The 23,605-nt window shown below is 72.3% G+C and carries 24 protein-coding genes; 7 read left to right on the top strand and 17 right to left on the bottom strand.

Annotation, left to right across the window (positions count from 1 at the left end):
• Window positions 1-235 precede the first annotated feature (235 nt).
• Both HOO61_RS24880 and HOO61_RS12550 read left to right on the top strand, forming a co-directional pair.
• Window positions 236-1,381, top strand: coding sequence for a sensor histidine kinase (locus tag HOO61_RS24880; RefSeq protein ID WP_216658884.1), 1,146 nt, complete (start codon window positions 236-238; stop codon window positions 1,379-1,381).
• The gene (locus HOO61_RS12550; protein WP_172259061.1) at window positions 1,378-2,022 is read left to right on the top strand and encodes a response regulator transcription factor; all 645 of its coding nucleotides are present in this window, start codon (window positions 1,378-1,380) and stop codon (window positions 2,020-2,022) included. The genes HOO61_RS24880 and HOO61_RS12550 overlap by 4 nt, the downstream gene beginning before the upstream one ends.
• Here the strand turns inward: HOO61_RS12550 and HOO61_RS12545 are convergent.
• Genes HOO61_RS12545 through HOO61_RS12525 form a run of 5 tightly spaced genes read right to left on the bottom strand, consistent with a single transcriptional unit; the run spans window position 1,998 to window position 6,952 of the window.
• The gene (locus HOO61_RS12545) at window positions 1,998-2,672 is read right to left on the bottom strand and encodes a DUF2306 domain-containing protein (protein ID WP_172259060.1); all 675 of its coding nucleotides are present in this window, start codon (window positions 2,670-2,672) and stop codon (window positions 1,998-2,000) included. The two genes, HOO61_RS12550 and HOO61_RS12545, sit on opposite strands and share 25 nt — an antisense overlap.
• A gap of 57 nt (window positions 2,673-2,729) precedes the next feature.
• Complete coding sequence (nhaA, locus tag HOO61_RS12540; protein ID WP_367650144.1) at window positions 2,730-4,592, bottom strand: Na+/H+ antiporter NhaA; 1,863 nt, start codon at window positions 4,590-4,592, stop codon at window positions 2,730-2,732.
• Window positions 4,589-5,677, bottom strand: a complete 1,089-nt coding sequence (locus HOO61_RS12535; protein WP_172259059.1) for a branched-chain amino acid aminotransferase — start codon at window positions 5,675-5,677, stop codon at window positions 4,589-4,591. The genes nhaA and HOO61_RS12535 overlap by 4 nt, the downstream gene beginning before the upstream one ends.
• Before the next feature lie 35 nt (window positions 5,678-5,712).
• Window positions 5,713-6,801, bottom strand: coding sequence for a 3-isopropylmalate dehydrogenase (locus tag HOO61_RS12530; RefSeq protein ID WP_172259058.1), 1,089 nt, complete (start codon window positions 6,799-6,801; stop codon window positions 5,713-5,715).
• A 10-nt stretch (window positions 6,802-6,811) separates the two neighbouring features.
• Window positions 6,812-6,952 (bottom strand): hypothetical protein, encoded by a 141-nt coding sequence (locus tag HOO61_RS12525; protein WP_172259057.1) that lies wholly within the window; start codon window positions 6,950-6,952, stop codon window positions 6,812-6,814.
• Between the two features lie 424 nt (window positions 6,953-7,376).
• Between HOO61_RS12525 and HOO61_RS12520 the strand changes: the two genes are divergently transcribed.
• Together HOO61_RS12520 and HOO61_RS12515 are read left to right on the top strand one after the other, a co-directional pair.
• Complete coding sequence (locus HOO61_RS12520; protein WP_172259056.1) at window positions 7,377-7,943, top strand: O-methyltransferase; 567 nt, start codon at window positions 7,377-7,379, stop codon at window positions 7,941-7,943.
• Between the two features lie 18 nt (window positions 7,944-7,961).
• The gene (locus HOO61_RS12515; RefSeq protein WP_172259055.1) at window positions 7,962-9,467 is read left to right on the top strand and encodes a gamma-glutamyltransferase; all 1,506 of its coding nucleotides are present in this window, start codon (window positions 7,962-7,964) and stop codon (window positions 9,465-9,467) included.
• On the opposite strand, the gene HOO61_RS12510 is transcribed toward HOO61_RS12515, so the two are convergent.
• On the bottom strand, window positions 9,433-10,134 hold the full coding sequence (locus tag HOO61_RS12510) for a YitT family protein (protein ID WP_216658883.1): 702 nt from the start codon (window positions 10,132-10,134) through the stop codon (window positions 9,433-9,435). The two genes, HOO61_RS12515 and HOO61_RS12510, sit on opposite strands and share 35 nt — an antisense overlap.
• 61 nt (window positions 10,135-10,195) lie before the next feature.
• Between HOO61_RS12510 and HOO61_RS12505 the strand changes: the two genes are divergently transcribed.
• Window positions 10,196-11,647, top strand: coding sequence for a PLP-dependent aminotransferase family protein (locus HOO61_RS12505; protein ID WP_172259054.1), 1,452 nt, complete (start codon window positions 10,196-10,198; stop codon window positions 11,645-11,647).
• Window positions 11,648-11,653: 6 nt separating this feature from the next.
• Here HOO61_RS12505 and serA read toward each other — a convergent pair whose 3' ends face one another.
• Window positions 11,654-13,264: a phosphoglycerate dehydrogenase gene (gene serA / locus HOO61_RS12500; RefSeq protein ID WP_172259053.1), complete on the bottom strand. Its 1,611-nt coding sequence runs from the start codon at window positions 13,262-13,264 to the stop codon at window positions 11,654-11,656.
• 167 nt (window positions 13,265-13,431) lie between these two features.
• Between serA and HOO61_RS12495 the strand changes: the two genes are divergently transcribed.
• Window positions 13,432-14,004 carry a YdeI family protein gene (locus tag HOO61_RS12495; RefSeq protein WP_172259052.1) on the top strand — a complete coding sequence of 191 codons (573 nt, stop codon included), beginning with the start codon at window positions 13,432-13,434 and terminating at the stop codon, window positions 14,002-14,004.
• Window positions 14,005-14,007: 3 nt separating this feature from the next.
• On the opposite strand, the gene HOO61_RS12490 is transcribed toward HOO61_RS12495, so the two are convergent.
• The 8 genes from HOO61_RS12490 to HOO61_RS12455 all read right to left on the bottom strand — a co-directional run bounded on the left by HOO61_RS12490 (window position 14,008) and on the right by HOO61_RS12455 (window position 22,257).
• On the bottom strand, window positions 14,008-14,724 hold the full coding sequence (locus HOO61_RS12490) for a DsbA family oxidoreductase (RefSeq protein WP_172259051.1): 717 nt from the start codon (window positions 14,722-14,724) through the stop codon (window positions 14,008-14,010).
• A 96-nt stretch (window positions 14,725-14,820) separates the two neighbouring features.
• On the bottom strand, window positions 14,821-16,320 hold the full coding sequence (locus HOO61_RS12485; RefSeq protein WP_172259050.1) for a cytosine permease: 1,500 nt from the start codon (window positions 16,318-16,320) through the stop codon (window positions 14,821-14,823).
• Between the two features lie 46 nt (window positions 16,321-16,366).
• On the bottom strand, window positions 16,367-16,705 hold the full coding sequence (locus tag HOO61_RS12480; protein WP_172259049.1) for a hypothetical protein: 339 nt from the start codon (window positions 16,703-16,705) through the stop codon (window positions 16,367-16,369).
• A 177-nt stretch (window positions 16,706-16,882) separates the two neighbouring features.
• Window positions 16,883-17,911: a ketol-acid reductoisomerase gene (gene ilvC, locus HOO61_RS12475; protein WP_367650143.1), complete on the bottom strand. Its 1,029-nt coding sequence runs from the start codon at window positions 17,909-17,911 to the stop codon at window positions 16,883-16,885.
• A gap of 34 nt (window positions 17,912-17,945) precedes the next feature.
• Window positions 17,946-18,494, bottom strand: coding sequence for an acetolactate synthase small subunit (gene ilvN / locus HOO61_RS12470; protein WP_172259048.1), 549 nt, complete (start codon window positions 18,492-18,494; stop codon window positions 17,946-17,948).
• Window positions 18,491-20,266: an acetolactate synthase large subunit gene (locus HOO61_RS12465; protein ID WP_172259047.1), complete on the bottom strand. Its 1,776-nt coding sequence runs from the start codon at window positions 20,264-20,266 to the stop codon at window positions 18,491-18,493. The genes ilvN and HOO61_RS12465 overlap by 4 nt, the downstream gene beginning before the upstream one ends.
• Before the next feature lie 249 nt (window positions 20,267-20,515).
• On the bottom strand, window positions 20,516-21,199 hold the full coding sequence (locus tag HOO61_RS12460) for a 4a-hydroxytetrahydrobiopterin dehydratase (protein ID WP_172259046.1): 684 nt from the start codon (window positions 21,197-21,199) through the stop codon (window positions 20,516-20,518).
• A 41-nt stretch (window positions 21,200-21,240) separates the two neighbouring features.
• The gene (locus tag HOO61_RS12455) at window positions 21,241-22,257 is read right to left on the bottom strand and encodes a S66 peptidase family protein (protein WP_172259045.1); all 1,017 of its coding nucleotides are present in this window, start codon (window positions 22,255-22,257) and stop codon (window positions 21,241-21,243) included.
• Window positions 22,258-22,282: 25 nt separating this feature from the next.
• On the opposite strand from HOO61_RS12455, the gene HOO61_RS12450 reads away from it, so the two are divergent.
• Window positions 22,283-22,735 (top strand): hypothetical protein, encoded by a 453-nt coding sequence (locus tag HOO61_RS12450; protein WP_172259044.1) that lies wholly within the window; start codon window positions 22,283-22,285, stop codon window positions 22,733-22,735.
• Here HOO61_RS12450 and HOO61_RS12445 read toward each other — a convergent pair.
• Entirely contained in the window at window positions 22,719-23,192 is a 474-nt protein-coding gene (locus HOO61_RS12445; RefSeq protein WP_172259043.1) for a deaminase, read from the bottom strand. The genes HOO61_RS12450 and HOO61_RS12445 overlap by 17 nt on opposite strands.
• Complete coding sequence (locus HOO61_RS12440) at window positions 23,189-23,605, bottom strand: VOC family protein (protein WP_172259042.1); 417 nt, start codon at window positions 23,603-23,605, stop codon at window positions 23,189-23,191. The genes HOO61_RS12445 and HOO61_RS12440 overlap by 4 nt, the downstream gene beginning before the upstream one ends.

The raw sequence follows: 23,605 nt of genomic DNA, 5'->3' as shown, positions 1-23,605 counted from the left end.
CCAGCGGGGCACGGGGTGCCGGACGAACACCACGTAGGCCGTGTTCACTTCCTCGAACGGCGGCCGGTTGAGGGAATGGTTGCACCAGTTGCCGCCATCACCGGTGTCCGAAGAGGCGGCGCAGGACTTCCTGAAGAAGCTGACTGACTGGAGGGACCGGTCGCCCGCCGCGCGCGTGACGCACTCGGCCATCCGGCCGATCCGGCGTACCCCCGCCGGGCACTACCGTGCTGGCGTGCTCACCCGCGTCCGGTCAATGGTCCTGTCCGTGTGGCGGTTGCCCGCTGCGCCGGACGCCCGCCCGCCCGGAGGTCTCGACTATGCCTTCGTGGCAGTGGTGGCCGCCCTGGCCGTGGTGGAAGTCGCGGTGCTGCGCACGGACCTGCCGTACCGCTGGCTGTCGCTCGCCGGCTTCCTGGCGTGGCTGCCCACGCTGCTGGTGCGCCGGACCATGCCGCTGTTGACGGTGTCGGTCTTCGCGGCGGTGGTGATGGCACTGCTTGTGGTCACGTCGACCACGGCGGGGCCGGCGCCCGGCGACCTCAACACCGCCGTCGTGGGACTCCTCATCCCCTACAGCCTCACCCGGTGGGCGTCGGGCGCCGGCGCCGCTGAGGGCCTCACCCTCTTCTTCGTCGTGGCGAGCACCTCGCTGGCGTCGCAGGACGTCTCGACCGCCGACCGCATCGGCGGCACCGCGGTCGTCGTGGCCGCCGTCGCGCTGGGCGCCGCCGTCCGCGCACGGGCGATGTTGCGCACGCGCCAGCTCGACGACGTACGGCAGCAGGAGCGGGAGCGCCTGGCCCGCGACCTGCACGACACCGTGGCCCACCACCTCACGGCGATCGCGATCAGCGCGCAGGCGGGACTCGCGGTCGCCGACCGTGAGCCAGACGCGGCCACCGACGCCCTGCGTCGCATCGACGAGGAGGCGACGCGCACGCTGGCCGAGACGCGGAAGGTGCTGCGGATGCTCCGCACCGACGACGAGCCACCGGTGCAACCGTTGGACGACCTCCTCGGCCTGGCGAGCGACGGGCCCGGGCCGGTGGTCACGGTTGACGTCGACGTCCACCTCGACGACCTGACCCCGACGGTCGCGGCCGCCCTCCAGCGCATCGCGCAGGAGGCTGTCGCCAACGCGCGCAGGCACGCCCGGGACACCACACTGGTCGAGGTGCGGGTCACCCGGGAGCGGGACTGCGTCACGCTGGCCGTGACCGACGACGGACGGGGGTCGGCGGGCAGCGGTGACGGCTTCGGCATCGCCGGCATGACCGAGCGGGCAGCCCTGCTCGGCGGCCGTCTCGAGGCCGGGCCGCTGGCACCGGCGGCCGGCTGGCGCGTGACCGCGCGCCTCCCGCTGGAGGAGGGCCGATGACGCTGCGCGTGCTGGTGGCCGACGACCAGGAGATCGTGCGCACCGGGCTGGCGATGATCCTCGACGCCCAGGACGGCATCGAGGTCGTCGCCACGGCCGTCGACGGCCACGACGCCGTCGAGCAGGCGCGGGCGCTGCGTCCCGACGTGTGCCTGCTCGACATCCGCATGCCCCGGCTCAACGGCATCGAGGCGACCCGCGCGCTCGCCGGCCCGGACGTCGCCGACCCGATGGCGGTGGTCGTGGTGACGACCTTCGACCTCGACGACTACGTCTACGGCGCGCTCCTCGCCGGCGCGCGGGGCTTCCTGCTCAAGGACTGCGGGCCGCAGCTGCTCACCCATGCGGTGCGCGCCGCGGCGGACGGCGGCTCCCTGATCGCCCCCACCGTGACCACCCGCCTGCTCCGGACCTTCGCGGGCCGCGACACTCCCCCGCAGCCCGCCACGCCCCTGACGGAGCGCGAGGAGCAGGTGCTGGTCGCCGTCGCGCGCGGCCTGACCAACCACGAGGTCGCCGCCGAGCTCTACATCTCCCTCAGCACCGTCAAGACCCACATCGGTGCGCTGATGGCCAAGCTCGGCGTGCGCAACCGGGTCGAGCTCGCGCTGTGGGCCTACCAGGCCCGACGGCTCGACTGACGCGTCTGCGACCGCCGCACCAACCACTCCGCGACGGCCAGGTTGAGCACCCACGCCAGACCCATCACGACGGCCTTCGGGTGGCCCGAGGGCTGCCCGACGAGCGCGACGTACGGGCCGAGGAACAGCGCTTGGGTACCGGCGCCCTGCGCGACGGCGTACGCCCGCGCCATCCACCGCTGGTGCGTACGGACGTCGCGGCGGCGGATCGCGAGCAGGCCGAGCACCAGCCCGGCGACCATGACGGCCCCGAAGAGCAGGCGCAGCCACATCAGGGTGGTGTTGTCGTGGGTCGTAAGGTCGGAGAAGGCCGCCATCCACATCCCGCTCAGCCCACCCGCAACACCTGCCGGCACCAGCACCCGTCCGGTCCAGCGGTGCCAGCCCGGACGCCTGCGCCGGAAGGACGGCCAGAGCTGGAGCGCACCGAGGAGCAGGTACGCCGTGGCTCCGAAGATGTGGACGAGGATCGGTGCGGGCAGGTCGAAGAAGCGTGCGTTCTCGGCCGTGCGGCCACCCGACAGGTCGACCAGGCGGAAGACGCCTCCCAGGGACGGCACCACGGCGAGCGCCAGCAGGCTGGCCGGGATCCACCAGTCGCGGCGGGACCGCGTGGCACTGGCAGGGCGGGTTGCGGCGGTCGTCGTCATGCCGACGAGCCTCGCTTCGCCGGACGTACGACGCATCGGCCCGCGGGCCGGCGCGGGTCAGCCGATCGGCCGAGACACCGCCGACGCCTCCAGCGCGGCGATCAGGGTGCGGGCGTCGTGGGGACCGACGTGGCGGGTGTCGCCGACGAAGAAGGTCGGGGTGCCGCGTACGCCGCTCTCCTCCGCCGAGGCGACGTCCTGGGCGACGTGCCGGGCGAGGTCGTCGTCGTCGAGGTCGCGGAGGAACTGCTCCACGTCGAGGTCGAGCTCGGCGGCGTAGCCGGCGAGGTCCTCCAGCTCGAGCTCGTCCTGGTGGGCGAAGAGCACGTCGTGCATGTCCCAGTAGCGGCCCTGGCGTGCCGCCGCCTCGGCGCCCAGCGCCGCCAGCTCGGCGTGCGGGTGCACCGGCAGCGGCAGGTGCCGGGTGACGTAGCGCAGCCGGTCGCCGAAGTGCGCGCGGAGCTCCTTGCCGACACCGCTGACCCGGGCGCAGAACGGGCACTCGAAGTCGAGGTACTCCACGAGGGTCAGCGGGGCGTCGACCGGACCCGCGACGTGGTCGCGCGCCGGGTCGACCGGCCGGCTGAGGTGGGTCGGCAAGGCGGCGTCGCGCTGGCCGAGGAAGCGGGCGGCGAAGCGGAAGGCCAGCCAGCCGGCCAGGCTCGCGAGGGCCGCGGCGAGCAGGACTCCGACGCGGGCCTGGTCCTGGAGCCGGGACGACTCGAACGCCAGGCTGATGATGAGGAGCGACACGGTGAAGCCGATGCCGGAGAGCGCGCCACCGGCCAGCGTGTGGCCCAGCCCGACTCCCTGCGGCAGCCGGCCCCAGCCCAGGCGCACGCTCGCCCAGGCGCCGGCGAAGATGCCCAGCGCCTTGCCGACGACGAGCCCGAGCACGATGCCCCACATCAGCCGCGAACCGAGGGCGTCGCCGAGGACGCCGTCGCGCAGGTCCACCCCGGCGTTGGCGAGCGCGAAGACGGGTACGACGACGTGGCTGGTGGGGGTGTGCAACGCCTCCTGCAGGCGTTCGTTGACCGAGATCGCGCGGGTCAGTGACCGGCGTGCGGCCCGCTGTACCCCGGGCATCGGCGACTGCCGGAACGCGCGGAAGCTGCGAGCGGCGTCCTCCACGTCGGAGCGGCGCGGGTCGAGCGCCGGGACCAGCAGCCCGCTGAGCATGCCGGCGATCGAGGCGTGCACACCGGACTCCAGCGTGGCGAACCACATCACCAGCACGCCCAGCACGTAGGGCGCCGCCTGCCACACCCCCGCGCGGTCGAGCCCGACCAGCACGAGCAGGCAGGCCGCGGCGACGGCCAGGGCGCCGAGGGACAGGTCGTCGGAGTAGACGACACCGATGACGCTGACGGCCACGATGTCGTCGATGACGGTGAGCGTCAGCAGGAAGATCCGCAGCTGGGTCGACACCGCAGGACCCACCAGCGCCATCACGCCGAGCAGGAAGGCGGTGTCGGTCCCGATGACAGCACCCCAGCCGGCGGCGGCCTCGCCGGACGGGTTGAGCGCCAGGAAGAGGGCGGCCGGCACGACCATGCCCATCACGCCCGCGACGAGCGGCACCACGACCCGGCTGCGGTCGACGAGCTCGCCGATGGCGAACTCCTTGCGGACCTCGAGGCCGATGACGAAGAAGAACACGACCATGAGGCCGTCGTTGATCCAGTGGTGCAGGTCCATCGACAGGCCGCCGTCACCGAACCTGAGGGACACCTCGGTGTGCCAGAGGTCGACGTAGGACTGCGACCACGGCGAGTTCGCCCACACCAGGGCGACGAGCGCGGCGACCACCAGCATGCCGGCGGAGCCGGACTCGGTCCGGATGAAGTCGCGCAGCGAGCGCGAGCTCTGCGCCTCGAAGGCCGCGGACCCCGTGCAGGACGACTGGTCGTCGCTCACACCACGCGGTGCATCCAGCCGAAGGTGTCCTCCGCGCGCCCGAACTGCATCCCGACGAGCGCCTCGCGGATCCGCATGGTCAGCTCGGTGCTGGCGGGCGCCGGGGTGACACCCTGGGGCGAGCGCAGCTCGCCGACGGGGGTGACGACCGCGGCGGTGCCGCACGCGAACACCTCGGTGATCTCGCCCGACGCGACGCCGTCGCGCCACTCGTCGATGGAGAACTTCCGCTCCTCCACCGCGTGGCCGAGCTTGCCGGCCAGCTCGATGATCGAGGCCCGGGTGATGCCCTCGAGGATGGTCCCGGTCTCGGGGGTGACGATGCTGCCGTCGCGGTGGACGAAGAAGAGGTTCATCCCGCCGAGCTCCTCGATGTAGCGGAACTCCTGGTCGTCGAGGAACACGACCTGGTCGCAGCCCTTCTCGATGGCCTCGCGCTGGGCGGCGAGCGACGCGGCGTAGTTGCCGCCGGTCTTCGCGGCGCCCATGCCACCGCGACCGGCGCGGGTGAACGTCTCCGACAGCCACAGGTTGACGGGCTTGATGCCGCCCTTGAAGTAGGCGCCTGCCGGTGACGCGATCACCATGAAGGTCACGTGCTGCGCGGGGCGCACGCCGAGGAAGACCTCGGAGGCGAACATGAAGGGCCGCAGGTAGAGCGCCTTCTCGCCCTCTCCCCCGCCCGCGGCGTTGTCGGGGACCCACCGCTGGTCGGCCTCGACGAGCGCGTCGACGCAGGCGACGAAGTCGTCGACCGGCAGCTCGGGGAACGCGAGCCGCTGCGAGGAGCGCACCATCCGCGCGGCGTTCTGCTCGGGACGGAAGGTCCAGATCGACCCGTCCTCGTGCCGGTAGGCCTTCATCCCCTCGAAGGTCTCCTGCGCGTAGTGCAGCACCGCCGTCGCCGGGTCGAGCGTCAGCGGGCCGTAGGGCTCGATGCGCGCGGCGTGCCACCCGTCCGCGGGCGTCCACTCGACCGTGAGCATGTGGTCGGTGAAGTGCTGGCCGAACCCGGGGTTCGCGAGGATCTCTGCGAGCCGGGCGTCGTCGACGGGGGCGGGGTTGGCGGTGGTGCTGATCTGCATGGGGTCAACCTATTCCAGAACCCGTCGGCGGGCTCTCAGAGGCGGGCGGCGATGGCGTCCCCGACCTCGCTCGTACGACGGCTCGTGCCGGGGTCGCGCTCGGAGAGGTCGGCCAGCACGGCCGCCTCGATCGCGGCCGCCGCCTCGGCGTGGCCGAGGTGGTCGAGCAGGAGCGCGCCGGAGAGGATCGCGGCGGTCGGGTCGGCCTTCTGCTGTCCGGCGATGTCGGGGGCGGAACCGTGGACGGGCTCGAACATCGACGGGGCCGTCCGGTCGGGGTTGACGTTGCCGGAGGCGGCCAGCCCGATGCCGCCGGTGATGGCGGCGGCGAGGTCGGTGACGATGTCGCCGAAGAGGTTGTCGGTGACGATCACGTCGAAGCGGGCGGGGTCGGTGGCCATGAAGATCATGGCCGCGTCGATGTGGATGTAGTCGGTCGTGACGTCGGGGTGCTCGGCGCCGACCTGCTCGAAGAGTCGCCACCACAGGGAGCCGGCGTTGACGAGGACGTTGGTCTTGTGGACCAGCGTCAGCTTCTTGCGCGGGCGCTTCTGCGCGCGGGCGAAAGCGTCGCGGACCACGCGCTCGACGCCGTACGCCGTGTTGAGCGAGACCTCGGTCGCGACCTCGGCGGGGGTGCCGCCGCGCAGCACGCCGCCGTTGCCGGTGTAGGGGCCCTCGGTGCCCTCGCGCACCACGACGAAGTCGATGTCACCCTTGTCGAGCACGTGGTCGGCCAGGGGTGAGACCGAGCCCGGGAAGAGCCGCGACGGGCGGAGGTTGACGTAGTGGTCGAGCTCGAAGCGCAGCTTGAGGAGCAGGCCGCGCTCGAGGATGCCGGGGGGCAGGTTCGGGTCGTTGGGCTTGCCGCCGACGGCACCGAGCAGGATCGCGTCGTGCCCGCGGATCTCCGCGAGCACCGAGTCGGGCAGCACCTCGCCGGTCGCGAGGTAGCGCTCGGCGCCGAGGTCGTAGCGCGTCGACTCGAACTTCACCGGCGAGGCGACCTCGAGGACCTTGAGGGCCTCGGCGGTCACCTCGGGGCCGATGCCGTCGCCGGGGATGACGGCGAGGGTCGGGCTCCCGGTGTCGCGGGCTGCTGCTGTCTGCGCGGTGTCAGGCATGCGGCGAACGTTAGTTGTCGTCGGGGCGCTGGCCGCCGCCGTCTCGCAGGTCAAGCGCGGTCTGGACGGCGACCGCGGTGTTCTCGGCGCTGCGCGGGTTCTCGGGGTCGTGGGCCGCGGGGCCCCAGGTGTCGGGATACATCGCGTACATGGGTCTCACTCCTGTGTGTGGCTGGTGGTGGGTGAGCCCGAAGCCGCCGACACCGCGGCGGGGAGGGAAGCAGGACGTCGGGGATCGCCCGGGCCCGGCTGCCGGCCGACGAGCGTGCGGGTCGCGCAGGACTGCGAGGGACCCGCCGCGAAGGCGGTGGCTTCGAGCTCGGCTGAGCAGGCGCTCAGCGGAGGGGCGAAAGGCCGGGCGGCGGAACCTCGTCAACGCCGAACACCGCGACGAGGTGGCCTCTCTCTCAGGCCTCGCCGCGGCGATCGATAAGTACGAAGACGCTCCGCATGATGGGACGACTGTACGACTGACGGACGCGCCGCCGCACGGGGTTTCTGTAAACGTGTCAGATCGTGAGATGGGCGGCCATCGACTGGGATCGCGGGCGAGGAGTGACAGACTCGGCGGCCTCATGTCTGCTCCCCCGGATCTCCCCGACATCGTCCAGCGCGCCTTCGACGTGTGCCGCCAGGCCGGCTACGTCGCGTTCTGCCGCAACGAGACCGGTCGCCTGCTCGCGACACTCGCCGCGACACGGGGCGGCACGATGGCCGAGTTCGGCACCGGCTGCGGTGTCGGAACCGCGTGGCTGCGCAGCGGCGTACGCAACGGGGCGCGCATCCTGACCGCCGAGCTCGACGAGTCGCTGGCCGGCGCGGCGTCCAAGATCTTCGACGACGACGCCAAGGTCGAGGTGCTCGCCGCCGACTGGAGCGTGCTGCGCGAGCACGGCCCCTTCTCCCTGTTGTTCCTCGACTCGGGCACGCCGTCCGAGGTGGGCGTCGACGCCGTCATCGACCTCGTCGAGCCCGGCGGCATCGTGGTGCTCGACGACTTCGCGCCCTGCGAGTCCTGGCCCCCGATCACCTACGGCCGCGTCGACACCCTCCGCGAGCAGTGGCTCACCGACGAGCGCTTCACCGCGGTCGAGGTGATGGTGGCCGCCGACGCGTCCGCCGTCATCGCCACCCGGCGCTGAGCAGGCGGGCGCCGGGACGTGGGACGGCTCGCCGTCGCGGCGCCCAGCCCGGAGGCCGCGGACGCCGCTGAGCAGGTCGCCCGCGCGGGCGGCTCCGCCGTCGACGCCGCCATCGCGGCCGCCCTGGTCGCGATGGTCACCGAGGTCGGGCTCGTCTCGCTGAGCTCGGGCGGGTTCGTCACGGTGCAACCGTCCGCCCGAGCGGCGTACGCCGTCGACGGCTGGATGGACCGGCCCGGCATCGGCCGCCGCGTCGACGCTCCCCCGCCCCGCACGTGGGACGTCTCGACGGAGTACGGCGGCGGGGTGGAGATCACGATCGGCGCCGGCTCGGTCGCCACGCACGGCTCCCTCGCCGCCTTCGGCGAGGCGCACGCCCGCGACGGGCACCTGCCGTGGGCCGAGCTCGTGGCGCCGGCGATCGACGTCGCCCGCGGTGGCTTCACCCTGGGCTCGGCGTCGCGCTACTACCTGCGCCACGTCCACGAGTCGATCTTCGGGTGGGACCCCGCCAGCCACGCAGCCCTGCACGACGACGCGGGTCGGCTGACCGAGGACCGCGTCGTCGTCGCCGACCTCGCGACGACGCTGGAGCACGTCGCGGCCGTCGGCCCTCGCGCGCTCCACGACGGCGACCTCGCCGACGCGATCGCGGCGGACGTCGGCGAGCGCGGCGGCCTGCTCGGACGCGTCGACCTGGCGGCGTACGCGCCCGTGGTCCGCGAGCCGCTGACGGCCCGCGTCCACGGCTGGAGCCTCGCGACCACGACGCCGCCGTCGGTCGGTGGGGTGGTCCTCGCGGCCATGCTGCGACTGATGGAGGACCGGCCGAGGGCCGGCTGGGACGCGGACGACGTCGCGCACCTCGTCCGGGTGCAGCGGGCCGTCCTGGGACACCGTCGCGAGGTGCTGGAGGTCGCCGCCGACCTCGCCGACGCGTCGCGCGCCTGGCTCGACCGGGTCGACGCCGACCACCGGGCGGTGCTCGAGTCGGGCTCGACGGCCCACGTGTCGGTCACCGACGCCGACGGCTCGGCGTGCTCGCTGACAGTGTCATCGGGCTACGGCGCCGGCATGATCGCGGCCGGCACCGGGATCTGGCTCAACAACTGTCTCGGCGAGCAGGAGCTCAACCCGCCCGACCGGCAGGTCGCCCCGGGTGAGCGCCTGCTGTCCAACATGGCGCCCGTCGTCGGGCGCCACGACGACGGGTCGACGCTGGCGATCGGGTCGCCCGGTGCCGACCGCATCACGACTGCGGTCGTGTGTGCGCTGGCCGGCTTCGTCAACGGCGGGCTCGACCTCCACGCCGCCGTGGCCCATCCCCGGGTGCACGTCCACCGGGCCGGGCTGCCCGACGAGGTGGTGCGCATGGAGGACGCGCTGTCCATGTACTTCGGCGGCGTCGGTGCCGCGCTCACCCGCTCCGACGGATCGCTCGACGCGGTCGCTGACCCGCGACGCGAGGGTGAGGCCCGGGTGGTGGGGGTCAGCCCTCGCGAGGCGCCATCAGGTCCACGGTGAACCACGGCAGCATCAGCTGGGTGAGCGGACCGATCGCCAGGGCGTAGACCACCGTGCCCACACCGAGGACGCCACCGAGCAGGAGGCCGATGACCACGACGGCGACCTCGAGACCGGTGCGCACGAGCCGCAACGACAGGCCGGTGCGTCGCGCGAGCCCGGTCATCAGGCCGTCGCGCGGACCGCGGCCGAGCTGAGCGCCGATGTAGAGCGCGCTCGCCAGTCCGCACAGCACGACGCCGCCCACCATCAGGCCGAGCCGGCCGGCGATCGCGTCCGGGCGGTCGAGGACGGCCAGGGTCGCGTCGGCGGAGAGGCCCACGACCACCGCGTTGCTGATCGTGCCGAGCCCCGGCATCTCACGCAGCGGGATCCAGAGGACGAGCACCACGAAGCTGAAGAGCACGACCGCCTGGCCCAGGGTCATCGGGACGTGGCGGACGAAGCCGGAGTGCAGGACGTCCCACGGCGCCAGGCCGAGCGCGCCGCGCACCATCATCGCCAGCGAGACGCCGTACAGGACGAGTCCGACATAGAGCTGCGGCAGGCGCCGGAGAAGATGTCCGGCGCGCAGCTGGGCGACGGGACCGAGGTCGACGAGGACGCCGCGGGGAGCGGTTCCCAGGGTGGTCGCGGTGGTGGCTCCGGTGGGGGTCGTGCTGGTCATGGCACCATCATGCCCGCGATTGGCCTTGTCCGAAATAGCCAATCATGGAACAGTGGCCTGCATGAGCCGGGTCGTGACGTCCCAGCGCGTAGCCACCCTCGTCGGTGAGTTCCCGCGCTCCCCCGCCTACCTCGGACTCGCCGAGAGCCTGCGCGTCCTCATCGGCGATGGTCGGATCGGCATCGACGTGCGGCTGCCGAGCGAGCGCGACCTCACAGCCGCCCTCGACGTCTCGCGCACCACCGTCACGCGGGCCTACGAGGTGCTGCGGGAGTCCGGGTACGCCGAGGCGCGGCGAGGCTCCGGCACGTTCACGACCGTGCCGGGTGGGCAGCGCCGCGCGCACGACCGGTCGCTGATGCCGGGCACCGGGGGCGAGGACGTCATCGACCTCAACTGCGCGGCTCACTCCGCCCCGCCCGGCCTCGTCGAGGCCTACCAGCGCGCCACCGAGCAGCTGCCGGCCTACCTCAGCGGTCCGGGCTACTTCCCGCTCGGGGTGCCCGCGCTCCAGGCGCGGATCGCGGCCGCCTACGAGGCCCGCGGGGTGCCGACCGTGCCCGAGCAGGTGATGGTCACCGCCGGCGCGCTGGCCGCCGCGTCCGTCGTGGCGCAGGCCTTCACCGCCCCGGGCGAGCGGGTCGTCGTCGAGTCGCCCACCTACCCCAACGCCACGCAGGCGGTGCGCCACGCAGGTGCACGCCTGGTCGCGGCCACGGTCGACCCCGACGGCTGGGACCTCGACGCGCTGGCGGCCACGCTCCGCCAGACCTCGCCCCGGCTGGCCTACCTGATCCCCGACTTCCAGAACCCGACCGGGCAGCTCATGAGCGACGCCCAGCGCGAGGAGCTCGCCCGGACCCTCGCCCGCACGCGCACCACCGTCGTCGCCGACGAGGCCCACCAGGCGCTCGCCCTGCGGCCGGGGCTGGCCGACGACATGCCGCGGCCGCTGGCGGCGTACGCCCCCGACGCGATCACGATCGGCAGCGCGAGCAAGTCGTTCTGGGGCGGGCTGCGCCTGGGCTGGGTGCGGGCGCCGCTCGCCGACATGGACCGCCTGCTGCAGGCGCGCATCGGCCTCGACCTGGGCGCGCCGGTCTTCGAGCAGCTCGTGCTCGCCGACCTGCTCGACCGCGCCGACGAGGTGCTGCCGGTGCACCGCGAGCGCCTGCTCGCGGGCCGGGACGCCCTCGTCGCGGGCGTCCGCGAGCACCTGCCGTCCTGGCGCTTCCGCGTGCCCGACGGCGGGCTCGCCCTGTGGTGCGAGCTGCCCGAGGCGCTCGGCACCGCGACGACGGTCGAGGCGGAGCGCCGCGGCGTGGTCGTCGCGCCCGGGCCCGTGTTCGCGGTCGAGGGCGGTCTCGACCGCTTCGTCCGGATCCCCTGGACCGCCTCCCCCGACGACCTCACCGAGGCCGTACGACGTCTCGCCGCCGCGTGGGAGCACGTGTCCACCGACGCAGCCCGGCCGGCAGCGCGTCGCGCCGCCGGCCGGGTGATGGTCGCGTAGGTCGCCTCAGACCAGGTCGGCCGCGCGCACCGAGACCGCGTCGATGGCGGCCTCGATCTCGTTCAGCGTCTCGGCCGGGATGGCCGAGTCGACGCTGAGCGCGACGAGCGCCTCGCCGCCCTTGCCCTGGCGCGAGACCTGCATGCCGGCGATGTTGACCTGCGCGTCGCCGAGGATCCCGCCGACCGTGCCGACCATCCCGGGCCGGTCGACGTAGGTGAAGAACGCGAGGTGGTCGGTCGGCTCGATGTCGACGTCGAACCCGTTGACCTCGACCAGCCGCTCCTTCTGCGCGATCCCCACGAGCGTGCCGCTCACCGACACCTGGGTGCCGTCGGCGAGCGTCCCGCGGAGGGTGATGAGGTTGCGGTGGTCGGGGCTCTCGGCCTCGGTCACCAGGCGCACCTCCGTGCCGCGCTCGGCGGCGAGGAGCGGGGCGTTCACGTAGGAGACCTGCTCCTCCACGATGTCGGCGAAGACTCCCTTGAGCGCGGCCAGCTCGAGCACCTTGACGTCGTACTCGGTGATCTCGCCGCGGACCTCCACGTCGAGCTGCTGGGCGACCTCGCCGGCCAGGGCGGTGAAGACGCGACCCAGCTTCTCGGTGAGCGGGATACCGGGACGCACGTCCTCGGCGATGACCCCGCCCTGCACGTTGACGGCGTCGGGCACCAGCTCGCCGCTCAGCGCGAGCCGGACCGACCGGGCGACGGCCACGCCGGCCTTCTCCTGGGCCTCGTCGGTGGAGGCGCCGAGGTGGGGCGTGGCGACGACGTTCTCGAGCTCGAACAGGGGGCTGTCGGTGCAGGGCTCGCTGGCGAAGACGTCGAGCCCGGCCGCGGCGATCTGCCCGGTCTTGAGGGCGTCGAACAGCGCGGCCTCGTCGACGATCCCACCGCGGGCGGCGTTGACGAGGACCAGGCTGCGCTTGGCCCGGGCGAGCTGGTCGGCGCCGATCAGGCCGACCGTCTCGGGCGTCTTGGGCAGGTGGACGCTCATGAAGTCGGAGTCCGCCAGGAGGGTGTCGAGGTCGACGAGGCGTACGCCCATCTGGGCGGCGCGGCCGGCCTGCACGTAGGGGTCGTAGGCGATGACCTTCATGCCGAAGGCGCTGAGTCGCTGGGCGACGAGGACGCCGATGCGGCCGAGGCCGACGATGCCGACGGTCTTCTCGTAGAGCTCGATGCCGGTGTACTTCGACCGCTTCCACTCGCCACCGCGCAGCGCAGCGTGCGCCGGGCTGATGTGGCGGGCCGCCGCGAGCATCAGCGCGACGGCAAGCTCGGCGGCACTGACGATGTTGGACGTCGGCGCGTTGACCACCATGACGCCGGCCTGGGTGGCGGCCCTCACGTCGACGTTGTCGAGGCCGACCCCCGCGCGGGCGACGACCTTGAGGCGCTGGGCCGCGTCGAGGGCCTCGGCGTCGACCTTGGTCGCGGAGCGCACCAGAATGGCGTCGACGTCGGCGATCGCCGGGATGAGCTCGGCGCGGTCAGCGCCGTTGCAGCTGCGGATCTCGAAGTCCGGGCCGAGCGCCTCGATCGTGGCGGGGCTCAGCTCCTCGGCGATGAGCACGACCGGGCGGGCTGGCGTGGAGGGTGCAGGTGCGTTCACAGCGGGGTCCTCGCGGAGAATCAAGGGTGTGTCCGGGACTGCACGACGCTGTGCCCGGCCCACCCTACTCGCGAGTCGGCCGGCCCACGAACCTGTCCCACTCTCCAGGTGTCGCGCGGGGCCCCGGGCACGGGCCGAGTGTCGGAGGGCACTCCTACGATCGCTCCATGGGCGTGATGGACGACGCGGAGCGGCTCGAGCCGGGCACGGTCGAGGAGTGGAGCGCCTGGCTGCGTGAGCACCACGATCAGCCGCAGGGGGTGTGGCTGGTCAGTCCGCGCAAAGCCACCGATCGGCCGTTCTCCTACGAGGAGGCCGTCCTCGAGGCGCTGCGCTACGGATGGGTCGACTCGACCGCCAGGCCGGTGGACGAGCAACGGTCGATGCAGTGGTTCGCCCCGCGCCGCAGGGGCAGCATGTGGACCCGCATCAACAAGGGGCGCGTCGCCCGGCTCGAGGCGGCCGGCCTGATGGAGCCCGCCGGCGCAGCCGCGATCGCGAGTGCCAAGGAGACGGGCATGTGGACCCTGATGGACCAGGTCGAGGACCGCGTCGTCCCCGACGACCTGGCCGCCGCCTTCGACCGCCATCCGGGGTCACGCGAGCACTGGGAGTCGTGGTCGGCGTCCGCGCAGAAGATGATCCTGACCTGGATCGTGCTGGCCAAGCGCCCGGAGACCCGCGCGACCCGCATCGAGACGACGGCCGAGAAGGCCGCTCAGGGAGTCAAGTCGCAGTAGGTCTCAGATGGCGCAGCCGTCCAGGCCGCACTCCTGCCCGGTCGCGCTGCCCGTGGCGAGCACCTCGATCGCGGGGTGCGACTCCGACCACGCGCGCTCGAGCACCTGTGTGAAGACCTCGGTCGGCTGCGCGCCGGAGACGCCGTACTTCTGGTCGACCACGAAGAACGGCACCCCGTTGGCGCCGTAGGCCTGGGCCTGCGCGACGTCGGCGTGCACGTCGTCCTCGAACTCGCGGGAGCCGAGGACCTCCTCGACGCGTGCCGCGTCGAGACCGGCCGCCCGAGCGACGTCGCGCAGCACGTCGTGGTCGGCGACGTTGCGGGCCTCGGTGAAGTAGGCCGCGAGCAGGGCCTCCTTCACGCGGCCCTGGAGCTCGTTGCCACCCTGCTGGTGGGCGAGGTGGATGAGGCGGTGGGCGTCCACCGTGTTGAGGTGCAGCGTCTGCGAGAGCCGGTAGACCAGGCCCTCCTCGGCCGCGACCGCCTCGACCCGGTCCTGCATCTGCTGGGCGCCGTCCGGCGACTGGCCGTACTTCCGAGCCAGCATCGTCGTCGTGCTCTCCGTCGGCTCGGTCGGCGCGCCCGGGTCGAGCTGGTAGGAGCGCCAGTGCACCTCCACCTCGTCGGCGTGCTCGAAGTCGGCCAGGGCGTTCTCGATGCGACGCTTGCCGATGTAGCACCACGGGCAGACGACGTCGGACCAGATCTCGATCTTCACGCCGAGCCCAACACGCCGTGTGACCTGCGTGTTCCCGAGCGGACTGGGCAGTGAGTCTCCAGGAGACTCAACGGCCAGTCCCGGGCGTGTCGCGGCTCAGGACTCCTGGCGGCGCACCTTGGCGCGGCGGGCGACGTAGGTCACGCCAAAGCCCAGGACCAGGGCCAGCAGCACGCCGAGGTTGGCGTAGGGCCAGTTGCCCTCCCAGTAGGGGCCGGCCGGGTCGTCGACGTAGGTGCCGAGGCCCAGCGGCTCGAGAAGGAAGCCCTGCCAGTTGTTCCAGGCCGCATCGGCGGCGAAGTTGTTGACCACCAGGCCCCAGCCGAGGACCGACGCGCCCACCATGGTGCCGATCGACGTCCAGTCGAACGACCCGTAGCGCCCGGCAGGGTCGAACAGGGCGGCCTCGTCGTAGTCGCGCTTGCGCAGCGCGATGTCGGCGATCATGATCCCCGCCCACGCGGCGAGCGGGACGCCGAGGGTGATGAGGAAGCTCTGGAACGGGCCCAGGAAGTCCTCCGCGAAGAAGACCACCCAGATCGTGCCGAGGGTGAGGATGAGGCCGTCGACGAACGCCGCGGCCGGTCGCGGGATGCGCACGCCCAGCGACAGCAGGGTCAGGCCCGAGGAGTAGATGCCGAGCACGGCGCCGCTGACGAGCGCGAGGATGGCGGCGATCAGGAACGGCACCAGGAACCACGTCGGCAGCAGCGTGCCGAGCGTGCCGATCGGGTCGGCGGCGATGTCCGCGGACAGGGTGTCCGACGAGCCCGCGAGCAGCAGCCCGAAGATCACCAGCAGCACGGGCGCGATCGCTCCGCCGAAGGTGTTCCAGCCGACGATGGCGGCGCCCGGGGCGTCGCGGTGCTGGTAGCGCGACCAGTCGGCGGCGATGTTGATCCAGCCCAGGCCGAAGCCGGTCATCACCATGACGAGGGCGCCGACCATCTGCTGGGCGCTGCCGTCCGGGATGGCGCTGACCGCCGACCAGTCGATCTCGTCGAGGGTGAGGGCCACGTAGACGATGGTGGCGATGCCGGTGATCCAGGTCAGGACCGACTGCATGCGCATGATGACGTGGTAGCCGGCCACGCTCGCCGAGACGATGAGCAGCGCGACGACGATGGTGGCCACCACCTGCGTCGTGGTGCCGCCCGACCAGCCGAGCTGGGCGAAGATCGTCGCGGTCGCGAGCACGGCGAGGATCGCGAGGAATGTCTCCCAGCCGATGGAGACCAGCCACGAGACGACCCCGGGCACCTTCTGCCCGTTGACACCGAACGCCGCCCGGCTCAGCACCATCGTGGGCGCCGAGCCGCGCTTGCCCGCGATCGCGATGATCCCGCACAGCGCGAACGACACGACGATGCCGACGACCGTGACGACCAGGGCCTGGACGAACGAGATGCCGAAGCCCAGCACGAACGAGCCGTAGCTGATGCCGAAGACCGAGACGTTGGCCGCGAACCACGGCCAGAACAGGTCGCGCGGACGCGCCGTCCGCTGGGACTCCTCGATGATCTCGATGCCGGTCGTCTCGACGCCGAGACGGCGGGTCTGCTCCAGCCCCGACGCGGGTGCGGTCGTGTTGCTCATGCCCGCATCGTCGCGCACCCAGGTCCCGGGAGCCAGCACCACCCGCCTACTCGGGCGGTGCGACCAGCCGGGGGTCGAGGTCCGCACCCACCACGTCGAAGTGGTCGACGTGCAGGTCCTTCTCCGCGAGCAGGTCGTCGTCCCCCGGGTAGAACACCGCACGGTCCGGCTCGTCGCCTGCGAAGCGTCGTACGTCGTCCATGGACCGCCAGAGCGAGACGGTCTCCACCTCCACCAGGCCGTCGCCGCGATCGCGGCTGAGGACCAGCGCCCCCAGGTTGCCCTCGGTCGACCGGTAGTCGCGCACCCCGGTCCCGTCCTGGTGACGCAGGTACGCCTCCGCGTCCGCGGCCCGGACCGCGCCCCGCCATCTGCGCAGGATCATCTGCTCGCCTCTCGTCGTGGTGCTTCGACGCTAGCGGCGGAGGGTCCCGAGGGGCGTGGACGGCGTGTCGGACAGGACGAATTCGCGGACACGGAGACTCGTACGCGCGAAACGGCGCGCCGGGCAGGAATTTCGTCCTGTCCGACGCGCCGTACGGCGGTTGATGCGGGTCGTGCGTCAGCGAGCGGAGCTGCCCTCGACGTAGTCGGAGTCGTGCGACTTCACCCAGGCCATCAGCTTGCGGAGCTCACGCCCGGTCTGCTCGATCGGGTGGCTCTCGGCCTTCTTGCGGAACTCGGTGAACTCGGGCGAGCCGTTGTCCATGTCGGTGATGAAGCGCTCGGCGAAGGCGCCGTTCTTGATGTCGGCGAGCACGGCCTCCATGTTCTTCTTCACCTCGGGGGTGATGACGCGGGGGCCGGAGACGTAGTCGCCGAACTCCGCGGTGTCGGAGACCGACCAGCGCTGCTTGGCGATGCCGCCCTCGTACATCAGGTCGACGATCAGCTTGAGCTCGTGGAGGCACTCGAAGTAGGCCACCTCGGGCTGGTAACCGGCCTCGGTGAGCACCTCGAAGCCGTACATCACCAGCTGCGACGCACCGCCGCACAGCACGGCCTGCTCGCCGAACAGGTCGGTCTCGGTCTCCTCGGTGAAGGTCGTCCTGATGCCGCCGGCGCGCAGGCCGCCGATGGCCTTGGCGTAGGACAGCGCGAGGTCCCAGGCCTTGCCGGACTCGTCCTTCTCCACCGCGACGAGGACGGGCACGCCGCGCCCGTCGACGTACTCACGGCGCACCAGGTGGCCGGGGCCCTTGGGGGCGACCATGAACACGTCGACGCCCTCGGGCGGGGTGATGTAGCCGAAGCGGATGTTGAAGCCGTGGCCGAAGACGAGGGTGTCGCCCGGCGTGAGGGCCGGCTCGATCTCCTCGGCGTAGAGCTTTCGCTGGTGCTGGTCGGGGGCGAGGATCACGATCAGGTCGGACTCCTCAGCCGCCTCGCGCGGGGTGAGCACCCGCAGGCCCTCGGCCTCGGCCTTGTCGCGGCTCTTCGAGCCGGGCTGCAGCCCGATCCGGACGTCGACGCCGGAGTCGCGCAGGGACAGCGCGTGGGCGTGGCCCTGGCTGCCGTAGCCGATCACCGCGACGTTCTTGCCCTGGATCAGGCTCAGGTCGGCGTCGTCGTCGTAGAACATCTCAGCCACTGGGGGCTCTCCTTCATGGGTGGTTTCTCTGGGGTCAGTTGGCGATGGCAGAAACAGGGGCGGGTACGGCGACGGGGCGGTGCGTGCGCTCGCTGATCGAGCGCGAGCCGCGCCCGATCGCCACCATGCCGGACTGCACGAGCTCGCGGATGCCGAAGGGCTCGAGCACGCGCAGCAGGTCGGCGAGCTTGTCGGCGTTGCCGACGGCCTGCACGGTGACCGCGTCGGGGGCCACGTCGACGACCTTGGCCCGGAAGAGCTGGACGGCGTCGAGCACGGCGCCGCGGGTGGTGGCGTCCGCGCGGACCTTGACCAGCAGGAGCTCGCGGTTGACCGACCCGGGGCCGTCGAGCTCGACGATCTTGATCACCTCGACCAGCTTGTTGAGCTGCTTGGTGACCTGCTCGAGCGGCGACTCGTCGACGTTGACCACGATGGTCATCCGCGACACCTCGGAGTGCTCGGTCGGGCCCACCGCGAGGCTGTCGATGTTGAAGCCGCGGCGGGAGAACAGGCTGGCGATGCGGGCGAGCACGCCCGGCTTGTTCTCCACCAGCACGCTCAGCGTGTGCTTGTTGGTCATGCCCGGACCTCCCAGTCGTCCTGGACGTCGTCGTACTGCGGCGCGAGGTCGCGGGCGTACTTGATCTCGTCGTTGCTGGTGCCGGCGGCGACCATCGGCCACACCATCGCGTCGCGGTGGACGCGGAAGTCGACCACGACCGGCTGGTCGTCGATCGCCATCGCCTTGTCGATCGTGGCGTCCACGTCGTCCGGCGACTCGCAGGCCAGGCCCACGCAGCCGTAGGCGTCGGCGAGCTTGACGAAGTCGGGGATGCGCTTGGAGTGCAGGTCGGTGTTGGAGTAGCGCTCGTTGTAGAAGAGCGTCTGCCACTGCCGCACCATGCCGAGCGACTCGTTGTTGATGATCGCGACCTTGATCGGGATGTCGTTGATCGCGCAGGTGGCGAGCTCCTGGTTGGTCATCTGGAAGCAGCCGTCGCCGTCGATGGCCCACACCGTGGTGTCGGGCATCCCGACCTTGGCGCCCATGGCGGCCGGGACGGAGAAGCCCATCGTGCCGAGGCCGCCGGAGTTGATCCAGGTGTTGGGCTTCTCGTAGCCCACGAACTGGGCCGCCCACATCTGGTGCTGGCCGACGCCCGCGACGTAGATCGAGTCGGAGCCGGCGATGTGGCTGAGCCGCTCGAGGACGTACTGGGGGGCGAGCGAGCCGTCGGTCGGCGCGTCGTAGCCGAGCGCGTAGCGCTTCTTGACCCCGGCGAGGAACGAGATCCACGCCTCGTAGTCGCCGTCGGCGCCCTCGGCCTGCAGCAGCGCGACGAGCTGGGCGATGACCTCCTTGCAGTCACCGACGATCGGCACGTCGGCGTGGCGGTTCTTGCCGATCTCGGCCGGGTCGATGTCGGCGTGGATCACCAGCGCGCCGGGGGCGAAGGAGTCGAGGTTGCCGGTCACCCGGTCGTCGAAGCGCGCACCGAGGCTGATGATCAGGTCGCTCTTCTGCAGGCCGGCGACCGCGGCGACCGTGCCGTGCATGCCGGGCATCCCGAGGTGCTGGGGGTTGCTGTCGGGGAACGCGCCGCGCGCCATGAGCGTGGTGACGACCGGGATGCCGGTCAGCGCCGCCAGCTGGGCGAGCTCGCGGTGCGCCCGGGCGCGGATGACGCCGCCGCCGACGTAGAGGACGGGGCGCCGGGCCTCGCGGATCAGGCGCACGGCCTCCTTGATCTGCTTGGCGTGCGGCGTCGTCACCGGTCGGTAGCCGGGGAGGTGCAGCTCGTCGGGCCAGGCGAAGGTGGTCTGCGCCTGCAGGGCCGACTTGGCCACGTCGACGAGCACCGGGCCCGGGCGACCGGTGGAGGCGATGTGGAAGGCCTCGGCGATCGTGTGCGGGATGTCGGCGGGGTCGGTGACCAGGAAGTTGTGCTTGGTGATCGGCATCGTGATGCCGCGGATGTCGGCCTCCTGGAAGGCGTCGGTGCCGATCATCGAGGCCCCGACCTGCCCGGTCACGGCCACCATCGGCACCGAGTCCATGTGGGCGTCGGCGAGCGGCGTGACCAGGTTGGTCGCGCCGGGACCGGAGGTCGCCATGCAGACGCCCACCCGGCCGGTGGCGGCGGCGTACCCCTGGGCGGCGTGGCCGGCGCCCTGCTCGTGGCGCACCAGGATGTGGCGGATGCGCGTCGAGTCCATCAGCGGGTCGTAGGCCGGGAGGATCGCGCCGCCGGGGATGCCGAAGATGTCGGTGACACCGGCCGCCTCGAGGGACGTCACCAGGCTCTGTGCGCCCGTGACCGACCCGCTTCCCTGTGCGCCCTGCTCCGTCATGTCCTTCTCTCTCCTGCGTCTGCGGTCCAGCGGTGAGCCCATGAAAAAACCCCTCGGCCCGGTGGGCGACGAGGGGTGACGCGCGTGCGTTGGCCGGTCGGCCTCAGCTCACGCGTCGCGTGCGTACAAGAATCTCGGTGCGCATGTGACAACCGTCGTCGCCGGGGTGGTCCGGCGTCAAGCAAGTGTGACAGGCGTCCCAGTATCTGGAACAGGAGTCTCGCGATGTGGCCTCTTGGGCGCGCCTCGTCAGCCGCGGTCGAGCGGCGTGCAGATGCAGGAGCGGTTGCCGTCGGGGTCTTCGATGACCCAGTACGACGGCGCCTCGGCGTCGCTGACCAGCCGGCCACCGGCCGCGAGGACGGCCTCGAGGCGCCGCTGGCCCTCGTCGTGGGGCACCCAGACGTCGAAGTGCCAGCGCTGCTCGGGCTCCTGGGGAGGCAGCTCCGAGCCCTCGTTGCTGGGCTCCTGGAACCACACGCCGGGCACCTGCCCGCTCGGGTCCCGGAGCCCGCCCGGTCCGGCCTCGCCGCCGAGGAGCGCTGCGTAGAACGCGCCGAGCCGGTCGCCGGCGGAGGTGTCGAGACCGGGCTCCAGCTCGGTCAGCCCGGAGGTGTCGGCCTCGGCGCCCAGGTCGGCCGCGAAGCCGCTGATCCGGCGGGCCAGCTCGATGTCGCGGCTGGTGATGCCGCCGACGTCGTGGCTGCTCAGGGTGACGATGACCTCGGGATAGGTCAGCTGGACGTCGGGGTGGTGGTTCGCCTCGTCGGCGGCCGCGCCGATCCGGTCGACCAGCGTGACACCGGTCGCGAAGTCGCCGGTGCGGAAGCGTGCCTTGAGGCGGTCGAGGACCTTGCGCCAGTCGTCGAGACCGGCCTCGAGGATCTGGTCGTGGCTGAGTCGCGCCTTCGGGTCGGTCGTCGCATCGCTCATGCCACGACCCTGCCACCGTCCACCGACAGCGGGCCACCCCCTCAGGCCAGCGTCTGGGTGATCTCCCGGGTGTCCCCGTCGACGACGACCCGGGCGAGCGCCCCGTTGACCAGCGGCAGGTGCGGCGGCACGTGGCCGATCTCGAGGTCCCACACGATCGGCAGGTCGAGCCGGCCGAGGGCGTCGAGCACCGCCTCGCGCTGCGTCATCTCCGGGTGGTCGGGGGCGTTGGTACGGCCGACCAGCACGGCGGCCGCCCGGTCGAACCACCCGGCCAGCCGGAGGGAGTGCAGGTAGCGGCAGGTGTTGACGGCGTGCTCCTCGCAGGCCTCGACGTAGACGATCGTCGGCCCGTCCAGCGCCTCGGCCCACGCCCGGACGTCGCCGTACGGCGTGCCGGCGAGGTTGGCGACCGTCTCGGTGCAGCCACCGATGAGGCGGCCGGTGACGTCGAGCGCGCCGCCGCCCTGGACCTCCCAGCCCCCCTCGCCGACGTGCTTCCACGCGGTGGCCTGGGGGTCCTCCTCGAAGCGCACCCAGGTGGCGACCAGGCCGGAGTCGCGCTGCATGAAGGGCCCGGGACCGCCGGCCAGGTCGAGCCAGTGCAGCAGCCCGTCGGGGACGGCGTACGGCGTGTCCGCGAGGTTGTCCCCGTGGAGGGTGGCCCAGCCGAGGCGGGTGGTGATCGGCACGAGCAGGGTCGAGAGGTCGGAGTAGCCCACGAGCCACGTCGGCTCGGCGTCGGCGAGCGCGTCCCAGTCGAGCAGGTCGACCATGTCGATGGCGGTCTCGCCGCCCCAGGGCGGGACGACGCAGTGGATGTCGGGGTCGGCGAGCATGCGGGTCAGCTCGGCAGCCCGCTGCTCGGCCGGGGCCGAGGTGAGGCCGCCGCCGTGGAGGCACTCCCCCTCCACGACGTCGTACCCCCGACCGCGCAGCCAGTCCAGGCAGAACTCGATGCGAGCCGCCGAGGGACCCACGACACCGGCGGACGGCGCGGTCACCGCGACGCGGTCACCCGGTCGGAGGGGGCGGGGGAAGCGGATCGGCGGAGCCATGACTTGATTCTGACAGTCTGTGTCCATGGGTTTCGGCGACGTCGTGCAGCAGGCCATCCATGCGGGCACCGGGGTGCCGCGGCTCTACGCCGGCGCGACCAGGGCCGGCCTGGAGCCGTCGGAGGCCTTCGAGGTGCTGCGCATCTCGCAGGCCGCCCTACGGGCAGCCGCGACCCACGGCCGCGGCGTCCCGGGACGCACCAACGCGATGCGGCACTTCATGTGGCAGGCGACGCTGACCGCACGGTTCGGGCTGGAGCCCGCCCGCGCTCTCGCGGCCGCGCAGGAGGCGGGCACCCCCAACCGCCGCGACTCGAGCGTGGACGAGAGCAACAACGCCGCTGGGCAGGCCTATGGGGCCGAGCACGCCGAGGACCTCGCCGGGCTGAGCCAGTCCGAGGCGATGTCGAGCCTGGTGCCGGTGGCCCTGGCGATGTGGGAGTCGGGCGAGCTGGTCTGGGTCAGCCCCAGGCGGTGAGCCCGACGCGGTCGTGCTCCCCGTCGGGCCAGACGGCACGCACGACGCCGGCCGCGGCGAGCGCCTTGCGGCAGCCGGGGCAGGGCGGGTCGGTGATGTACGCCGTAGCGCCCTTGGTGTCGCGCGTCGCGAACAGCAGGGCGTTGACCTCGGCGTGGATGGCGATGCAGAACCCGGGAGTGCCGGGCCGGTCGTAGTCGCCGAGCCCCGGCACGTCGTCGTACCCGAGCTGGCCGCGTGGGCACGCCCCGCCCAGGCAGTCGTCCTCCCCGGGCGCGGCGCCGTTGTAGCCGGTGGCGATGATCCGGTGGTCGATCGTGAGGACCGCCCCCACCCGTCGACGCGTGCACTTGGCGCGCGCGGCGACGGCGTCGGCGATGCCGAGGAAGTAGTCGTCCCAGCCGGGGACGACGTGGCCGGGACTCTCTCCGGTGCTCTCGCTGCTCGGTGCGCTCACGGAAGCACAGACTGCCCGATCTCGCCCGGGTTGTAGGCCACTTCCCACCGGAAGCCGTCGGGGTCCGCGAAGTAGCCGGAGTAGCCGCCCCAGTCGCGCTCGCTCGCCTCCCCGACCTGCGAGGCCCCGGCGGCGCGGGCCTGCTCGAGGACCGTGTCGACGCCCTGGGTGGTGGCGAGGTTGTGCGACAGCGTGACCGGCGGTACGCCGCCGCGTGCCGGCGCCTGCCCGACCTCGGCGACGAAGCCGCTCTCGGTCCACAGGCTCAGCACGACCTTGTCGGCGACCTCGAACATCAGCACCTCCCCCGGCACGTCGATCGCCGGCTCCCAGCCGAGCCCGTCGACGTAGAAGCGTCGGGTCACGTCGAGGTCGGTCACGACGAGGGTGATGAAGCTGACGCGCTGGTCCAT

This window comes from Nocardioides sp. zg-1230, from assembly GCF_013155335.1.
Lineage (GTDB): Bacteria > Actinomycetota > Actinomycetes > Propionibacteriales > Nocardioidaceae > Nocardioides.
This window is presented reverse-complemented; position numbering and strand designations above follow the sequence as displayed.

Coding starts and splice junctions, on each gene's coding strand:
- ilvN (WP_172259048.1), bottom strand. CDS start 18,494: ATGACCAACAAGCACACGCTGAGCGTGCTGGTGGAGAACAAGCCGGGC.
- HOO61_RS12450 (WP_172259044.1), top strand. CDS start 22,283: ATGGGTTTCGGCGACGTCGTGCAGCAGGCCATCCATGCGGGCACCGGG.
- HOO61_RS12485 (WP_172259050.1), bottom strand. CDS start 16,320: ATGAGCAACACGACCGCACCCGCGTCGGGGCTGGAGCAGACCCGCCGT.
- HOO61_RS12465 (WP_172259047.1), bottom strand. CDS start 20,266: ATGACGGAGCAGGGCGCACAGGGAAGCGGGTCGGTCACGGGCGCACAG.
- HOO61_RS12550 (WP_172259061.1), top strand. CDS start 1,378: ATGACGCTGCGCGTGCTGGTGGCCGACGACCAGGAGATCGTGCGCACC.
- HOO61_RS12535 (WP_172259059.1), bottom strand. CDS start 5,677: ATGCAGATCAGCACCACCGCCAACCCCGCCCCCGTCGACGACGCCCGG.
- HOO61_RS12505 (WP_172259054.1), top strand. CDS start 10,196: ATGAGCCGGGTCGTGACGTCCCAGCGCGTAGCCACCCTCGTCGGTGAG.
- HOO61_RS12510 (WP_216658883.1), bottom strand. CDS start 10,134: ATGACCAGCACGACCCCCACCGGAGCCACCACCGCGACCACCCTGGGA.
- HOO61_RS12460 (WP_172259046.1), bottom strand. CDS start 21,199: ATGAGCGATGCGACGACCGACCCGAAGGCGCGACTCAGCCACGACCAG.
- HOO61_RS12495 (WP_172259052.1), top strand. CDS start 13,432: ATGGGCGTGATGGACGACGCGGAGCGGCTCGAGCCGGGCACGGTCGAG.
- HOO61_RS12520 (WP_172259056.1), top strand. CDS start 7,377: ATGTCTGCTCCCCCGGATCTCCCCGACATCGTCCAGCGCGCCTTCGAC.
- HOO61_RS12455 (WP_172259045.1), bottom strand. CDS start 22,257: ATGGCTCCGCCGATCCGCTTCCCCCGCCCCCTCCGACCGGGTGACCGC.
- HOO61_RS12530 (WP_172259058.1), bottom strand. CDS start 6,801: ATGCCTGACACCGCGCAGACAGCAGCAGCCCGCGACACCGGGAGCCCG.
- HOO61_RS12440 (WP_172259042.1), bottom strand. CDS start 23,605: ATGGACCAGCGCGTCAGCTTCATCACCCTCGTCGTGACCGACCTCGAC.
- HOO61_RS12525 (WP_172259057.1), bottom strand. CDS start 6,952: ATGTACGCGATGTATCCCGACACCTGGGGCCCCGCGGCCCACGACCCC.
- HOO61_RS12480 (WP_172259049.1), bottom strand. CDS start 16,705: ATGATCCTGCGCAGATGGCGGGGCGCGGTCCGGGCCGCGGACGCGGAG.
- HOO61_RS12545 (WP_172259060.1), bottom strand. CDS start 2,672: ATGACGACGACCGCCGCAACCCGCCCTGCCAGTGCCACGCGGTCCCGC.